Source organism: Mycobacterium sp. MAA66, assembly GCF_041261665.1.
Taxonomy (GTDB): Bacteria; Actinomycetota; Actinomycetes; order Mycobacteriales; family Mycobacteriaceae; genus Mycobacterium.
Window position 1 is genome coordinate 41,329 of record NZ_JBGCCC010000007.1, and the last position, 15,120, is coordinate 56,448.

16 protein-coding genes are annotated in these 15,120 nt (G+C 66.4%); 13 read left to right on the forward strand and 3 right to left on the reverse strand.

What is annotated here, in order from left to right; genetic code table 11:
* Positions 1-219: 219 nt before the first annotated feature.
* Entirely contained in the window at positions 220-1,914 is a 1,695-nt protein-coding gene (locus ABIA30_RS19210) for a hypothetical protein (RefSeq protein ID WP_370068268.1), read from the forward strand.
* 70 nt (positions 1,915-1,984) lie between these two features.
* On the opposite strand, the gene ABIA30_RS19215 is transcribed toward ABIA30_RS19210, so the two are convergent.
* Positions 1,985-3,298, reverse strand: a complete 1,314-nt coding sequence (locus ABIA30_RS19215; RefSeq protein WP_370068270.1) for a lipase family protein — start codon at positions 3,296-3,298, stop codon at positions 1,985-1,987.
* Between the two features lie 86 nt (positions 3,299-3,384).
* Positions 3,385-4,089: an NUDIX domain-containing protein gene (locus ABIA30_RS19220; RefSeq protein WP_370068272.1), complete on the reverse strand. Its 705-nt coding sequence runs from the start codon at positions 4,087-4,089 to the stop codon at positions 3,385-3,387.
* On the opposite strand from ABIA30_RS19220, the gene nadA reads away from it, so the two are divergent.
* From nadA to ABIA30_RS19240, 4 genes are read left to right on the forward strand one after another with little or no spacing between them, the layout of a single operon-like run.
* Positions 4,081-5,151: a quinolinate synthase NadA gene (gene nadA / locus ABIA30_RS19225; protein WP_370068274.1), complete on the forward strand. Its 1,071-nt coding sequence runs from the start codon at positions 4,081-4,083 to the stop codon at positions 5,149-5,151. The genes ABIA30_RS19220 and nadA overlap by 9 nt on opposite strands.
* Positions 5,148-6,737, forward strand: a complete 1,590-nt coding sequence (locus tag ABIA30_RS19230; protein WP_370068276.1) for an L-aspartate oxidase — start codon at positions 5,148-5,150, stop codon at positions 6,735-6,737. The genes nadA and ABIA30_RS19230 overlap by 4 nt, the downstream gene beginning before the upstream one ends.
* Positions 6,737-7,594, forward strand: coding sequence for a carboxylating nicotinate-nucleotide diphosphorylase (gene nadC, locus ABIA30_RS19235; RefSeq protein WP_370068278.1), 858 nt, complete (start codon positions 6,737-6,739; stop codon positions 7,592-7,594). The genes ABIA30_RS19230 and nadC overlap by 1 nt, the downstream gene beginning before the upstream one ends.
* Positions 7,595-7,635: 41 nt before the next feature.
* Complete coding sequence (locus ABIA30_RS19240) at positions 7,636-8,220, forward strand: hypothetical protein (protein WP_370068280.1); 585 nt, start codon at positions 7,636-7,638, stop codon at positions 8,218-8,220.
* Between the two features lie 67 nt (positions 8,221-8,287).
* Here the strand turns inward: ABIA30_RS19240 and ABIA30_RS19245 are convergent, their stop codons facing one another.
* The gene (locus ABIA30_RS19245) at positions 8,288-8,704 is read right to left on the reverse strand and encodes a nitroreductase family deazaflavin-dependent oxidoreductase (protein ID WP_370068282.1); all 417 of its coding nucleotides are present in this window, start codon (positions 8,702-8,704) and stop codon (positions 8,288-8,290) included.
* A 63-nt stretch (positions 8,705-8,767) separates the two neighbouring features.
* Between ABIA30_RS19245 and hisD the strand changes: the two genes are divergently transcribed.
* Genes hisD through hisI form a run of 8 tightly spaced genes read left to right on the forward strand, consistent with a single transcriptional unit; the run spans position 8,768 to position 15,099 of the window.
* Positions 8,768-10,102, forward strand: a complete 1,335-nt coding sequence (gene hisD / locus ABIA30_RS19250; protein ID WP_370068589.1) for a histidinol dehydrogenase — start codon at positions 8,768-8,770, stop codon at positions 10,100-10,102.
* Positions 10,099-11,220: a histidinol-phosphate transaminase gene (locus ABIA30_RS19255; RefSeq protein WP_370068284.1), complete on the forward strand. Its 1,122-nt coding sequence runs from the start codon at positions 10,099-10,101 to the stop codon at positions 11,218-11,220. Before hisD ends, ABIA30_RS19255 begins: the two co-directional genes overlap by 4 nt.
* Positions 11,202-11,825: an imidazoleglycerol-phosphate dehydratase HisB gene (gene hisB, locus ABIA30_RS19260; protein ID WP_370068591.1), complete on the forward strand. Its 624-nt coding sequence runs from the start codon at positions 11,202-11,204 to the stop codon at positions 11,823-11,825. The genes ABIA30_RS19255 and hisB overlap by 19 nt, the downstream gene beginning before the upstream one ends.
* A complete protein-coding gene (gene hisH / locus ABIA30_RS19265) occupies positions 11,822-12,439 on the forward strand; it encodes an imidazole glycerol phosphate synthase subunit HisH (RefSeq protein WP_370068286.1) in 618 nt (205 codons plus the stop codon). The genes hisB and hisH overlap by 4 nt, the downstream gene beginning before the upstream one ends.
* On the forward strand, positions 12,436-13,167 hold the full coding sequence (priA, locus tag ABIA30_RS19270; RefSeq protein WP_370068288.1) for a bifunctional 1-(5-phosphoribosyl)-5-((5-phosphoribosylamino)methylideneamino)imidazole-4-carboxamide isomerase/phosphoribosylanthranilate isomerase PriA: 732 nt from the start codon (positions 12,436-12,438) through the stop codon (positions 13,165-13,167). Before hisH ends, priA begins: the two co-directional genes overlap by 4 nt.
* Positions 13,167-13,979 (forward strand): inositol monophosphatase, encoded by an 813-nt coding sequence (locus ABIA30_RS19275; protein WP_370068593.1) that lies wholly within the window; start codon positions 13,167-13,169, stop codon positions 13,977-13,979. Before priA ends, ABIA30_RS19275 begins: the two co-directional genes overlap by 1 nt.
* Positions 13,949-14,749: an imidazole glycerol phosphate synthase subunit HisF gene (gene hisF, locus ABIA30_RS19280; RefSeq protein WP_370068595.1), complete on the forward strand. Its 801-nt coding sequence runs from the start codon at positions 13,949-13,951 to the stop codon at positions 14,747-14,749. The genes ABIA30_RS19275 and hisF overlap by 31 nt, the downstream gene beginning before the upstream one ends.
* On the forward strand, positions 14,746-15,099 hold the full coding sequence (hisI, locus tag ABIA30_RS19285; RefSeq protein ID WP_370068290.1) for a phosphoribosyl-AMP cyclohydrolase: 354 nt from the start codon (positions 14,746-14,748) through the stop codon (positions 15,097-15,099). The genes hisF and hisI overlap by 4 nt, the downstream gene beginning before the upstream one ends.
* The last annotated feature ends 21 nt before the right edge of the window (positions 15,100-15,120 follow it).

Below are 15,120 nucleotides of genomic sequence, written 5' to 3' on the forward strand. Positions count from 1 at the left end.
AACTCATTGCACAACAACGGGTTTCGATTTCTTCGAAGAATTCGACCCGTTGACGTCGGCTTGCCTCGCCGCGCCTGTGTTCATACGGAAACTTCACAGCATACCCGAAGTAGGTATGGAGTATTAGGGTAGGCATACCTATTGTTTATTAGGTAATCCTCAGCTAAATTTCAGGTTCCATCGTTTGTTAGGTGGAGTAACGAAAAGAGGAGATCTACCGTGCAACTCGCACTTCGCCCCTGGTCTGCTGATGCGGACCTGATGGCCGCCCCGGTATCGAATGGCCGCACCAACAAGATCCTGATCGGTACTGTCGCCGCGCTGAGTGCCAGCGTCATCGCCGCGGGTCCCGCAGTACAGCACAGCGCCACGCTCGAGGTTCACCAGGCTCAGCAGCGTGCCGTGCAACTGGTTGCGGCGGTTACCGACTCACCGATTGCGGTGTATGGGGACCTGGTCAACCACACGGTCCACAACGTGGGCACCCTGCTCAAGCAGTATGCGGCGTCACCGTTCCCGATTCTGGGTGCGATCGTCGAAAACCAGGTCGGCTACCTCAAGCAGATCTTCGACTTCAGCGCCGCGTCTACCGCATTCAAGACCTGGTGGGAGAACGGCACGAGGGAATCGGCCCCGGGTAAGACGCTGTTGGCGAACGTGCAGAGCGCGTTGTCCAAGGGCAACTTGGGCGTGGCCTACGAGAACTTCAACAAGCTGGCCCTGTTCGGCCTGCAGAACACCGTGCTGACCTGGGCTAACGGCTGGCTGTTCAGCACGAGCACGACTATGGGTATTCCGCAGCGGATGGCGCAGAACCTTTCCAATGCCCTCGGTGCCTTTTTCACCACCGGCACCTTGGTGTTCGGCGCCTTCCAAGCCGCCTATGCGCCTTTCAGCGGTGCGGCATTCGAGTTGTCGCGCTCCCTCGGCGCGGTCGGCTCCGCGGTCGGCGCCGGGAATCTGGCCGGCGCGATCACGGCCTTGGTGAACACGCCGGGTGCGGTGGCCGACGCATTCCTCAACGGCTTCGCCTACAGCGGCTCGACCAACCCATGGGCCGGCCTGTTTTCGCCCAAGGACCCGGCCTGCACGGGTCGCTGCGCGAGCGGTGGTCCGATCTCTCAGTTCCTCATCACCATCGCCCAGAAGATCGCTGCGGCCATCAAGAATGTCCCGGCGAAGACGGCCACCACGACCGCGGCGGTCGCGGTCAGCGACCCGGCGGCGAGCCTGGTCTCGGCGACGCTTGAGCCCGCTGCCACGTCGTACACCTTGAGCTTGGGAAGTGGCTCAAGCACCTCGACGGCAACCGACCACACAGTTGTTGCCGCGGCCGCCGCGACCACCGACAAGGCGGCGGCGGCGGATACGACCGCTGCTGCACCGGCCACCTCCAAGAGCGATGCCGCCAAGACCGAGGACATCGCGAAGGCGGAGGTTACGACGAAGGCGCAGGACACTGCCAAGGCGCCGGCCACGGCCACGGCTACGGACACCGGCAAGCCGGCGGACACCGCTAGCTCAACGGGGACTGCGGCCGCCGGGACAAGCACAACCGATAGTCCGGCCAAGGCTGGTTCGGACAACGTCGGTTCGGACAAGGCGGGCTCGGACAAGGCCGGTTCAGTGAAGGCGGGCTCGGACAAGGTCGATGGCGCCAATGGCGGCTCGGCTCAGGGCGATTCAGCCAAGAGTGGCTCGGTCAAGAACCGCTCGACCAAGCATGGCTCGGGCAAGACCGGCTCGGCTGACGGTCAGAGTGATTCGGCCAAAACCGGCTCGGCCAAGGGTGCCTCGGCTAAGGCCGACCCGGCCAAGGGCGGCTCGGCCAAGGGCGGCTCGGCGCGTCACGATTCCGGCAAGCAGGGCTCGGCCAAGCACGCCGCCAAGCACGACTCGGGAAGCGCTTCCTGATATCGGCACCCACCCAAACGAATCGGGCCCCTTCGCTGGCGAAGGGGCCCGATCCTCGTTTAGACGGTTGCTACGGCCGCATCCCCAGCAGCACCTTGGTGCTGACCAGGCCCAGCTTGACCAGTCCGAGATAGGTGGACGGGTTGAGCAGTGTCGGCCACGACGTCTGCCGAGTCGGGGCGAGCTCTTTACCGGCGAAGCGGTCTGCCAACCAGCCCAGTGCCATCGGCGCCGACAGCGGATGCAGCACGATGTGCTCGCTGAGCGCATCCCGGTGATATGTCACGTGCGACCCGCCGTCGGCATAGATCTGTGCCAGTTCGTCGATGCCGTCGACTGCGATGATCTGGTCGTACACCGCCTGCACGATCAGCAGCGGCACGCTCGGAGCGGTCTTGCCGAGTTTGATGCTGTCGAACACGTGCTGGACTTCAGGGGTGTCGATGACCTGCTGCAACGGACACTTCAGCATGCGGTCCATGTCCAGGCCGGAGTGCCGGACGACGGCTTCGGTGGTGGTCATGCCCTCGATGTTGCGCAGCATGTTCTTGCCATCGGTGGTGGCGTATTCGTCGATGATCCGGTGCAGGCCGGGGAAGATGTGTGTGAGGGCCGCGATGACGATGGCCGGCAGGCCGGCGGCGGGGGTGCCGTTCAGCCGTCGGAAAACCTCGCCCAGATCGCCGACCGGCGAGCCCAGGACGGCGCCCACGAGGTTGAGTTCGGGTGCGTAATCGGCGAATTCTTCGGCCGCCCACGCGGTGGCCAGGCCGCCGCCGGAGTAACCCCACAGACCGATCGGCGCGGCGGCCGACAGTTCCAGTGACGGGGTGTTCAACGCCGCGCGCACGCCATCGAGGATGTGGTAGCCCGGCTCGTGCGGCGCGCCCCAGATGCCTTCGACGCCTTCATGATCGGGGACCGATACCGCCCAGCCCTGGGACAGCACGGAAGCGATGAGCACGTATTCCAATTGGGCGATCGCACCGAGGGCGTGAGCGCCGCGGCGCAGCGCGTACGACGGGAAGCATTTGTCCGAGACGGCGTCGATGGCGCACTGGTAGGACACGATCGGACGGTTGACCGCCCGGCCCTGCGGCACGATGACGGTGGTGACAGCTGCATGCGGCGTGCCGTTGAGATCGGTGGAGCGGTACAGCAGCTGAGTCGCGGTGACGGCCTGGGGGATCAATCCCATGAATCCCAGCTGGACGTCGCGAGAGCGCAGCACGGTTCCGGGTGCGGTGTGCTCGAATCCGGCGGGCGCCAGGTAGAACGGATCATTGGCTGGTCGCTGTGGGCGGGTGCGCGGCTGCAGGTCCTCGTGATACGGATGACCGATCCACTCGGCTTCGGTCCATTCGGCGGCGCTGCCCATGCTCATCGAGGCATCATCTCTTAAAGATCCCTTAAAAACCAATCTTGACGCGCTTTCTGCGCCTGAATGGTGACGTTCGTCACACTGAATTGTCAGGTCGGTGGGCGGAGCGCGGCGAACTCGTCGGTGACCCGGTAGGTCGAATCGCTGAACCGGTACAACGCCGCGGGTCGCCCGCCGCTGCGCCCGGACCGGACGGTGGTGCCGGTTGGGGTGATCACGCCGCGCCGCGCCAGTACACGTTGCAGGTTGGTCGGATCCACTTGATGTCCCAGCGCCGCGCTGTACACGTCGCGCAGTGTGGTGAGGGTGAATTCCTTTGGCGCCAAGGCGAATCCGATGTTGGTGTATGACATCTTGGCGATCAGTCGGGTATGTGCGTGGGTGATCATGGGGTGGTGGTCGAAGGCCATCGGAGGTAGGTCGTCGACCGGGTGCCAGTGGGTGTCGGCGGGCAGCTCGGGGGTTGCGGGGGAGGGCACCAGCCCGAGGTAGGTCGACGCGATGGTGCGGGTCCCGAACACCTCGGAGGGCAGCCGATTCGGTTGGCTGAATACTGCGAGCTGTTCGAGGTGTGCGATCTCGCGCAAATCAACCTTTTCGGCCAGTTGGCGGCGTACCGAGCTGGTCAGATCCTCGTCGTCGCGGAGGCGTCCACCTGGCAGTGACCAGTCGCCACGCTGCGGGGCCATGGCGCGCTGCCAGAGCAGGACGCTGAGCTGAGGTGTCCGCGGTCGCGGGTATCGAACCTGGAACACGACGGCAAGCACTTCGTGGGCAGTGCTACTATGGGGCATGTTTTCGATCATAAGTCGAAAACCTGGCTGGATCAAAGGAGAACGGCCATGACGGTCGTGGATCAAACTTCGGACATCGTTCCCTACGGCGGCGTCGTCGCCGACGAGCAGTGGGCGGCCGAGATTCGCCGCTTGGCCAAGGAACGCAACGCCACGCTGCTCGCGCACAACTACCAGTTGCCCGAGATCCAGGACATCGCCGATCACGTCGGAGACTCGCTGGCGCTGTCGCGGATCGCTGCCGAGGCCGCCGAAGAGACCATCGTGTTCTGCGGCGTGCATTTCATGGCCGAGACCGCCAAGATCCTCTCGCCGGACAAGACGGTGCTGATCCCGGATCAGCGGGCGGGTTGCTCGCTGGCCGATTCGATCACCGCCGACGACCTGCGGTCCTGGAAAGACGATTTCCCGGACGCCGTCGTCGTCTCCTATGTCAACACCACCGCGGCGGTGAAGGCGCTCACCGACATCTGCTGCACCTCGTCCAACGCCGTCGAGGTGGTCGCCTCGATTCCCGAAGACAAGACCGTATTGTTCTGCCCCGACCAGTTCCTCGGGGCGCACGTGCGCCGGAGGACCGGGCGGCAGAACCTGCACATCTGGGCCGGGGAATGCCACGTCCACGCCGGCATCAACGGCGACGAGTTGGCCGACCAGGCCCGCTCGCACCCCGACGCAGAATTGTTCGTCCACCCCGAATGCGGTTGCGCCACTTCGGCGCTGTACCTGGCCGGAGAAGGCGCCGTACCCGATGACCGGGTCAAGATCCTGTCCACCGGAGGCATGCTGGACGCCGCCCGCGGCACCCGGGCCAAGCAGGTGCTGGTGGCCACCGAAATCGGCATGCTGCACCAATTGCGCCGTGCCGCACCGGAAACCGAGTTCCTCGCGGTAAACGACCGCGCATCGTGCCCCTACATGAAGATGATCACCCCGGCGGCGCTGCTGCGGTGCCTGCGCGAGGGCGCCGACGAGGTGCACGTCGACGAGCAGACCGCGCGCCTGGCGAGAGCCAGTGTGCAGCGCATGATCGAGATCGGACAACCCGGCGGCGGGGAATGACGCTGCGGAAGCCGCCGGTGTGCGGCGGGCGTGGCTACTGGCGCCAGCGCGCTGACGTTGTCGTGGTCGGCACCGGGGTCGCCGGGCTGGCCGCGGCACGTGCCGCGCACCGGGCCGGCGCCAAGGTGGTCGTGGTGAGCAAGGCCCGCGAGACGGCGACGTTCTACGCCCAGGGTGGCATCGCGGTTGTTCTTCCCGGCAGCGACGATTCGATCGAGGCGCACGTCGCCGACACCGTTGCGGCAGGCGGTGGACTGTGTGACATCGACGCGGTGACCTCGATCGTGTCCGACGGCTATCCGGCCGTTGCCGAATTGGTCGGCGCCGGAGCGACTTTCGATGAAACGGCACCTGGACGCTGGTCGGTCACGCGGGAGGGCGGGCACGCCCTGCGCCGGATCATCCATGCCGGCGGCGACGCCACCGGTGCCGAGGTTCAGCGCGCACTGAACACCGCCAGTGCGATGCTCGACATCAGGTCCAATCATGTTGCGCTGCAGGTGCTGCAGTCCTGCGGTTCGGTCGCCGGGTTGCTGGTACGCACCGACGACGGCCTCGGGGTGCTGGAGGCGCCGTCGGTGATCCTGGCGACCGGGGGACTGGGACACCTCTACGGCGCCACCACCAATCCCGACGGCTCGACCGGTGACGGTGTCGCACTGGCGTTGTGGGCCGGCGTACCAGTCAGTGACATCGAGTTCATCCAGTTTCATCCGACCATGCTCTACGCCGGCGCATCTGGCGGCCGTCGTCCGCTGATCACCGAAGCGTTGCGCGGCGAGGGCGCGATTCTGATCGATGCACACGGTGATTCGGTCACTGCGGGGGTGCATCCGATGGGTGATCTGGCGCCGCGTGACGTCGTTGCCGCGGCGGTCACTGCCCGACTGGCAGCCACCGGTGATGACTGTGTGTACCTCGACGCGCGTGGAGTCCCGGACGTCGAAAGCCGGTTCCCCACGGTTGCCGCGGCGTGCCGTGATGCCGGAATCGACATTGCTCACCAACCCATTCCGGTGGTGCCCGGCGCACACTACAGCTGCGGCGGAGTCGACACCGATGTGCACGGTCGTACCGAATTGGCCGGTCTGTATGCCGCCGGGGAAGTGGCCCGCACCGGTATGCATGGCGCCAATCGGTTGGCCTCGAACAGCCTGTTGGAAGGGTTGGTGGTCGGAGGACGTGCGGGTCGCGGCGCGGCGTCTTATGCGCGGGCGGCCGATCGGAATCGTTTGCCGACTCTGGACGCCGGACCCCGCCCGGTGCTGCCGCGGCGCGAATTGCAGAACGCGATGACCAAACACGCATCGGTGGTGCGGGATGCACCGGGTTTGCGAAGGCTGGGTGAATTGCTCACGAGCACAACCGATCGCGACATGTCTGACCGGCGCTCGGTCGAAGACGCCGCGCTGACGGTGACGGCGCGCGCGGTCGCCGCGGCTGCGGTCGCACGCGATGAATCACGCGGCTGCCACCACCGTGGGGATCGCCCGACCACCGACCCAGCGCTGGCGATCAGTGCGCAGGTACGGCTGGATGGCTCTGGACGTGCGCAGGTGGCTCAACCGATGGGAGTGCAGGCGTGATGACGCTGACCGAAACCGAGCTGATCGAGGCCCACGCGGCGATCGAGCGGGCGCTCGATGAAGACCTGCGCTACGGCCCGGACGTCACATCGGCGGCGACAGTGCCGGCAGATGCCACCACCACCGCCTCGATGGTCTCGCGCGAGGTGGGCGTGATCGCCGGCATCGACATTGCGCTTCTGGTGCTGGACAAGGTGATTGGTGATGGCAACTACCGGGTTGTCGCCCGCGTCGAAGACGGCACCGAGGTCAAGCCCGGCGATGCGGTACTGACCGTCGAGGCACCCACCCGCGCGCTGCTGACCGCCGAGCGGACCATGCTGAACATCGTCTGCCACCTGTCCGGGATCGCCTCTGCGACAGCGCTGTGGGTCGATGCCGTGGCCGGCACCCGGGCCGCAATCCGGGACACCCGCAAGACCTTGCCCGGCCTGCGCCTGTTGCAGAAGTACGCGGTGCGTGTCGGCGGCGGGGTGAATCACCGACTGGGCCTCGGTGATGCCGCGCTGATCAAGGACAACCATGTCGCGGCGGCCGGTTCGGTGCTGGCTGCGCTGCGCGCGGTGCGGGCTGCGGCGCCGGGCCTGCCGTGTGAGGTCGAAGTCGACTCGCTGGAGCAGCTCGACGAGATCCTCGGCGAGAACGTCGAATTGGTGCTGCTGGACAACTTCCCGGTGTGGCAGACCCAGATCGCGGTGCAGCGCCGTGATGCTCGGGCGCCAGGCACCAGGCTGGAGTCCTCGGGCGGTCTGTCGCTCGGGTCCGCTGCCGACTATGCCGGGACCGGTGTCGATTATTTGGCAGTCGGTGCCCTCACGCATTCGGTGCGGGTACTCGATGTCGGTCTGGACACCTGAACATCCCAGATCGCGTCTGAGCCGACCGCTAGACTCGCCGCATGTCGACAGAAGAAACGGAAGACAAGGCCGAAACGCCTGTCAAGGAAGCCGAGTCGCCCCGTTCGGGCAGATCCCCGATGGACAAGGTGGCCAAGGAACGTGGCCCACTGCCGATTCCTTTGATCCTCGCTGCGGCGGCACTGGTCGTCGCGTTGATCGCTGTCGGTGTCGCCGGTTGGTCGCTCTATTCGCTCAAGCAGGCCGAGAAGGCCCCCGTGAGTGACTCGACCGAACAGACCTCGGCCAAGCTCGCGGTCTGCGATGCGACCATCGTCGTGCGCAAGGGCATTTCGGCCAACAACACCCTGCCCATCCCGGGCGGGGACAGTGACCAGATGGGCGCGCTGCTGAAGGCCGCGAACGCCCGCGTCGCGTTGGTCAACGGTTCGACATACCTGATGTCCAAGCTTGGCCCGGCAGTCCCGGCGGACCTGTCCGACACGGTGCACAAATTTGCGGACACGCTGCTGGAGATCGGCGCAGCGGCGGCGACCGGTCTGCCCAACGACGATCCGGAACAGGCCAACCGGCTGCATGACGCGGACACCTACTCCGCGCAGATCAACGACATGTGCAGCAAGTAGCGCCTGGCGCCCTACCGACGGCACGCCCCTGCGAGATCATTAGATCTGGCAGGGGCGTGCCGCGTTTTCAGTGAGCGATGTCGGCGACGAATACGCCCGAGCGCTTGGCGCCGATCTGCGCGATCCTCGGCAGCGACGGATCGACAGTGCCTGCGGGCAGCACCCGCGGATTCACCAGGTGCAGGTCGGTCCGCGAGACGTGGATGTCCGCCTGCCCGGCGGCCAGGACGTTCTTGACCCAGTTCGTCTTGCCGTGCGCCAGCAGGACCGCCAGCACGTCGCCCTTGCGGTACGAGGTGACGATGGTCTCGTACTCCTTGCCTGAGGTACGGCCCTTGTGCTTGATCACCGAAAAGCCCGGCAGCCTCTTGGACAGGGGCGCGACCAGCGGATTGAAGTACTTGATCTGAAGGTTCTCCAGCCATGGCGGGAAGATCATCGGTACGCCTGGGGCGTTGTTCGGGTGGTTCTCGCGGCTTGACATTGACGCCTCCGAATTCGATTTGGCCTGCTCTGGGAGAATAGTCGGGTGAACACTGCAGTGAAGCTGGCGCGTATCGATCTACGAGGTCAGCAGCTGTCCACCGCACAGCTGCGGGCGGTGCTGCCGCGCGGCGGAGTCGACGTGGACGCGGTGCTGCCCACGGTCCGGCCGATCGTCGACGCGGTGATCGAACGTGGCGCCGAGGCGGCATTGGAGTACGGAGAATCGTTCGACGGCGTGCGCCCGGCAACCGTCCGGGTCCCGCGGTCCGAGCTGGACGCGGCGTTGGCCGGCCTGGACGCCGATGTACGGGTGGCCCTCGACGTGGCCATTGCGCGGACGCGGGCGGTACACGCCGATCAGCGGCGCACCGACACCACCACGACACTGGCCCCCGGTGCCACCGTCACCGAGAAGTGGATCCCGGTCGAGCGGGTCGGCCTGTACGTGCCGGGCGGCAACGCCGTCTACCCGTCCAGCGTCGTGATGAACGTGGTGCCGGCGCAGACCGCCGGGGTCGACTCGTTGGTCATCGCCAGCCCACCGCAGGCCGCCTTCGGCGGGCTGCCACACCCGACCATCCTGGCCGCGGCCGCGCTGCTCGGCGTCGACGAGGTGTGGGCGGTCGGCGGCGCCCAAGGGATCGCGCTGCTGGCATACGGCGGGGTGGACACCATTGGTGCCGGAGCGACGGAGGAGGGTGAAGAACTGGCGCCGGTCGACATGATCACCGGACCCGGCAACATCTACGTCACCGCCGCCAAGCGCATCTGCCGATCGCAGGTCGGCATCGACGCCGAGGCCGGCCCCACCGAGATCGCGATCCTGGCCGACCACACCGCCGACCCGGTACACATCGCCGCCGACCTCATCAGCCAGGCCGAACACGATGAGATGGCTGCCAGCGTGCTGGTCACCACCAGCGAGCAGCTGGCCGATGCCACCGATATCGAGGTGGCCGCTCAGGTCGCCACCACACTGCACCGCGACCGGGTGACGGTGGCGCTGAACGGCAAGCAGTCGGCGATCGTGCTGGTCGACGACGTCGACGCCGGGGTCAAAGTGGTGAATGCCTATGCCGCCGAACACCTGGAGATCCAGACCGACGACGCCTCCGAGGTGGCCGGCCGAATCCGTAGCGCCGGTGCGATTTTCGTCGGCGCGTGGTCGCCGGTGAGCCTCGGCGACTACTGCGCGGGCTCCAACCACGTGCTGCCCACCGCTGGGTGCGCGCGGCACTCCAGCGGGCTGTCGGTACAGACCTTCCTGCGTGGCATCCACATCGTGGACTACACCGAAGCTGCACTGAAAGACGTTGCGGGTCATGTCATCACGTTGGCGAATGCGGAGAACCTGCCTGCGCACGGTGAAGCTGTGCGCCGGAGGTTCGAGCGATGACGATGGGAACAAAGATCTCACTGGACGACCTTCCGCTGCGGGATAATCTGCGCGGCAAATCGCCTTATGGTGCCCCGCAGTTGGTGGTTCCGGTGCGGCTCAACACCAACGAGAACCCGCACCCACCCACTCAGGCGCTGATCGACGACGTCGCGGAGTCGGCGCGGCAGGCAGCCGCCGAGCTGCACCGGTATCCGGACCGCGACGCCGTGGCGCTGCGCACCGACCTGGCCGCCTACATGCAACGGGCGACCGGTGTCGCGCTGGGGCCGGAAAACCTCTGGGCGGCAAACGGTTCCAACGAGATTCTGCAGCAATTGCTGCAAGCCTTCGGTGGACCGGGCCGCAGTGCGATCGGCTTCGTACCGTCGTATTCGATGCACCCGATCATCTCCGACGGCACCCAGACACAGTGGCTGGTCGCCAACCGGGCCGATGACTTCGGGCTCGACGTCGACGTCGCGGTCGCCGCGGTCATCGAGCAGCGGCCCGACGTCGTGTTCGTCACCAGCCCCAACAACCCGACGGGTCAGAGCATCCCGCTCGATGACCTGCGCCGGCTGCTGGACGTGACCCCCGGAATCCTGATCCTGGACGAGGCCTACGGCGAATTCTCGTCGCAGCCCAGCGGTGTCGAGCTGCTGGCCGACTACCCGAGCAAGCTCATCGTCAGCCGCACCATGAGCAAGGCCTTCGCCTTCGCCGGCGGGCGGTTGGGCTACCTGATCGCCGATCCCGCGGTGATCGACGCGATGCTGCTGGTGCGGTTGCCTTACCACTTGTCCGTGCTGACCCAGGCCGCCGCCCGAGCGGCACTGCGGCACGCCGACGAGACGCTCGGCAGCGTCGCCACTTTGTCCCGTGAGCGCGACCGGGTGGCTGAGGCCCTGTCCGGCTTGGGTTTTCGGGTCATCCCCAGCGACTCGAACTTCATCCTGTTCGGCGAATTCGCCGACGCGCCGGCCACCTGGCAGCGCTACCTCGATGCCGGCGTGCTGATCCGTGACGTGGGTATCCCCGGATACCTGCGAACCACCATCGGATTGGCCTCCGAGAATGACGCCCTACTGGAAGCCAGCGCCCGGCTGGCCCAGACCGAATTGGGAGGAAAGCCGTGAGCCGTCGCGCCCGCGTCGAACGCACGACCAAGGAATCGGCAATCGTCGTCGAGATCGACCTCGACGGCACCGGCCAGACCGACATCAGCACCGGTGTGCCGTTTTTCGACCACATGTTGACCTCCTTGGGCAGCCACGCCAGCTTCGACCTGACCGTGCATGCCAAGGGCGACGTCGAGATCGAGGGGCACCACACCGTCGAGGACACCGCGATCGTGCTCGGTCAGGCGCTGGGGCAGGCCCTCGGCGACAAGAAGGGCATCCGTCGGTTCGGTGATGCGTTCATCCCGATGGACGAGACACTGGCCCATGCGGCCGTTGATGTTTCGGGACGGCCGTACTTCGTGCACACCGGCGAACCGGAGTCCATGGTGAGCTTCACCATTGCCGGATCGTCCGTGCCGTACCACACGGTGATCAACCGGCACGTGTTCGAATCGTTGGCCTTCAATGCACGTATCGCGCTGCATGTGCGCACCATTTACGGCCGCGACCCGCACCACATCACCGAGGCGCAGTACAAGGCGGTGGCCCGGGCGCTGCGGGCAGCGGTCGAGCCAGACCCACGGGTGACCGGCGTGCCGTCGACCAAAGGTGCTCTGTGACAAAAAAACTCGTGGTCCTCGACTACGGTTCGGGCAACCTTCGCTCGGCGCAGCGTGCGTTGGAACGAGTCGGGGCGGACGTCGAGGTGACCTCAGACGCGGCGAAAGCGGCTGCCGCGGACGGTCTGGTGGTACCCGGTGTAGGTGCCTATGAAGCCTGCATGACGGGGCTGCGGTCGATCGGCGGCGAGACGATCATCGCTGACCGCTTGGCGGCCGGGCGCCCGGTGCTGGGCGTGTGCGTCGGTATGCAGATCCTGTTTTCCAAGGGCGTCGAGTTCGGCGTGCAGACCGAGGGCTGTGGCCAATGGCCTGGCGAAGTCACCCGACTCGATGCGCCCGTGATCCCACATATGGGCTGGAACACCGTGGACGCGGCGGCCGACAGCATCTTGTTCCGCGGCCTCGATGCGACCAGCCGGTTCTACTTCGTGCATTCGTACGCCGCCCAGCAGTGGGGTGGCCGGGACGAGGCCGAGGTCACCTGGGCCACGCATCATGTGCCGTTCATCGCCGCTGTCGAAGACGGCGCGCTGTCGGCGACACAGTTTCATCCGGAGAAGAGCGGCGACGCGGGTGCGACGCTGTTGGCGAATTGGGTTGAGGGGCTATGAGTTTGATTTTGTTGCCGGCCGTGGACGTGGTGAACGGCAAGGCGGTGCGGCTGGTCCAGGGCAAGGCGGGCAGCGAGACCGATTACGGCTCGGCACTGGAGGCCGCGCAGACCTGGCAGCGGGACGGCGCCGAGTGGGTGCATCTGGTCGATCTGGACGCCGCGTTCGGCCGGGGCAGCAACCGCGAGCTACTGGCCGAGGTGGTCGGCAAACTCGATGTGGCGGTGGAACTTTCCGGCGGTATCAGGGACGACGAATCGCTGAAGGCAGCCATGGACACCGGCTGCGCCCGGGTCAACATCGGCACGGCCGCCCTGGAGAGCCCCGAGTGGTGCCGCTGCGCCATCGCCGAGTACGGCGACCGGGTGGCCGTCGGCCTGGATGTGCAGTTCGAGAACGGCAGTTGGCGGTTGCGTGGCCGCGGTTGGGAGACCGACGGTGGCGACCTGTGGGAGGTGCTGGAACGCCTTGATGGCGAGGGATGTTCGCGCTACGTCGTCACCGATGTGACCAAGGACGGCACCCTCACCGGACCCAACCTGGATCTGCTGAGCACCGTCGCCGGCCGCACCGACGCTCCGATCATCGCCTCCGGCGGCGTCTCTAGCCTCGATGACCTGCGCGCCATCGCCACCCTTACGGGCCAGGGCGTCGAGGGCGCGATCGTCGGAAAGGCTTTGTACGCCGAGCGGTTCACTCTGCCCGAGGCACTGGCCGCGGTGAAGTGATCGCGCCGGCGAGGTTGGCAGAGCTGGTCGCCGCGGCGGCCGGCATCCTCGACGACGCTGCTGGGCCGTTCATCGCCGGCCATCGGGCAGACTCCGCAGTTCGCAAGAAGGGCAACGACTTTGCCACCGAGGTCGACCTGGCTATCGAACGGCAGGTGGTGGCCGCGCTGACCGAGGCGACCGGGATCGGGGTGCACGGCGAGGAGTTCGGTGGCGAACCCATCGACTCCGAATTGGTGTGGGTGCTCGACCCGATCGATGGCACCTTCAACTACGCCGCCGGCTTGCCGATGGCTGCGATCCTGCTCGGCCTGCTGTGGCAGGGCAATCCGGTGGCGGGGCTGACCTGGTTGCCGTTCATGGGTCAGCGCTACATGGCAGTGGAGGGCGGGCCGGTGCGGGACGGCTCGACCGTGTTGCCGCCGTTGGTGCCGAGCACGCTGGCCGATTCGATCATCGGCATCCAGACCTTCAACATCGACTCCAAGGGTCGGTTCCCGGGGCGGTGGCGCAACGCGGTCCTGTCTAGCCTCACCCGCGAATGCTCCAGGGTGCGGATGCACGGCGCCACGGGGCTGGATCTCGCTTACGTGGGTGCCGGAATCCTTGGTGGCGCCATCAGTTTCGGCCATCACATCTGGGACCACGCGGCCGGCGTCGCACTGGTGCGGTCGGCCGGCGGCATCGTCACCGATCTGGCGGGTACGCCGTGGACGGTCGAGTCGAAGTCGGCGCTTGCCGCCGCTCCTGGTGTGCACGAGAGAATGCTGGAAATCGTGAAATCCGTTGGTGTTCCGGAGGATTACCTGTGAGCCTTGCAACCCGCGTCATCCCGTGCCTGGACGTCGACGCCGGCCGGGTGGTCAAGGGCGTCAACTTCGAGAACCTCCGGGACGCCGGAGATCCGGTCGAGTTGGCCGCCGCCTACGACGCCGAGGGTGCGGATGAGCTGACCTTCCTGGACGTCACGGCGTCGTCGTCGGGACGCTCGACCATGCTCGAAGTGGTCAGACGCACTGCTGAGCAGGTCTTCATTCCGCTCACCGTCGGCGGTGGGGTGCGCTCGGTCGAGGACGTCGACACCCTGTTGCGCGCCGGTGCCGACAAGGTATCGGTGAACACCGCCGCGATCGCCCGGCCCGAGTTGCTCTCGGAGCTGTCTCGGCAATTCGGTTCGCAGTGCATCGTGTTGTCGGTGGATGCCCGTACCGTTCCTGAGGGTTCTGATCCGACGCCGTCCGGGTGGGAGGTCACCACACACGGCGGCCGCCGCGGCACCGGTATCGACGCCGTCGAATGGGCAAGGCGCGGAGCCGAACTCGGGGTCGGGGAGATTCTGCTGAACTCGATGGACGCCGATGGCACCAAGGCCGGGTTCGATCTGGCCATGCTGAAGGCGGTGCGGGCCGCGGTGAGTGTGCCGGTGATCGCGAGCGGCGGCGCCGGTGCGGTAGAGCATTTCGCCCCCGCTGTGCACGCCGGTGCCGATGCGGTACTGGCGGCCAGCGTGTTCCATTTCCGGGAGTTGACCATCGGCCAGGTGAAGGCTGCGATGGCAGCGGAGGGGATCACGGTCAGATGAGTCTGGATCCTGGAATCGTCGCGCGGCTCAAGCACAACGAGGCCGGACTGTTCACCGCGATCGTCCAACAGCGCGGCACCGGAGATGTGCTGATGGTCGCCTGGATGGATGACGATGCCCTGGCTCGCACTCTGGAAACGCGTGAGGCGACCTACTTTTCGCGCTCGCGCGGTGAGCAGTGGATCAAGGGCGCAACCTCGGGTCACACCCAGTACGTGCATTCGGTGCGGCTCGACTGCGACGGCGACGCCGTGCTGCTGGAGGTCGACCAGGTCGGCGGTGCCTGCCATACCGGCGACCACAGCTGTTTCGACGCGGACTTGCTGCTCGGTCCCGAAATCACGAGCTGAGCGGCGTTGCGGTCGGACAGG

Bases quoted from the DNA above. Each gene is read 5' to 3' on its own strand.
- ABIA30_RS19215 (WP_370068270.1), bottom strand. From the start codon at position 3,298: ATGAGCATGGGCAGCGCCGCCGAATGGACCGAAGCCGAGTGGATCGGT.
- nadA (WP_370068274.1), top strand. From the start codon at position 4,081: ATGGGGCATGTTTTCGATCATAAGTCGAAAACCTGGCTGGATCAAAGG.
- ABIA30_RS19220 (WP_370068272.1), bottom strand. From the start codon at position 4,089: ATGCCCCATAGTAGCACTGCCCACGAAGTGCTTGCCGTCGTGTTCCAG.
- ABIA30_RS19230 (WP_370068276.1), top strand. From the start codon at position 5,148: ATGACGCTGCGGAAGCCGCCGGTGTGCGGCGGGCGTGGCTACTGGCGC.
- nadC (WP_370068278.1), top strand. From the start codon at position 6,737: ATGACGCTGACCGAAACCGAGCTGATCGAGGCCCACGCGGCGATCGAG.
- ABIA30_RS19240 (WP_370068280.1), top strand. From the start codon at position 7,636: ATGTCGACAGAAGAAACGGAAGACAAGGCCGAAACGCCTGTCAAGGAA.
- ABIA30_RS19245 (WP_370068282.1), bottom strand. From the start codon at position 8,704: ATGTCAAGCCGCGAGAACCACCCGAACAACGCCCCAGGCGTACCGATG.
- ABIA30_RS19255 (WP_370068284.1), top strand. From the start codon at position 10,099: ATGACGATGGGAACAAAGATCTCACTGGACGACCTTCCGCTGCGGGAT.
- priA (WP_370068288.1), top strand. From the start codon at position 12,436: ATGAGTTTGATTTTGTTGCCGGCCGTGGACGTGGTGAACGGCAAGGCG.
- hisI (WP_370068290.1), top strand. From the start codon at position 14,746: ATGAGTCTGGATCCTGGAATCGTCGCGCGGCTCAAGCACAACGAGGCC.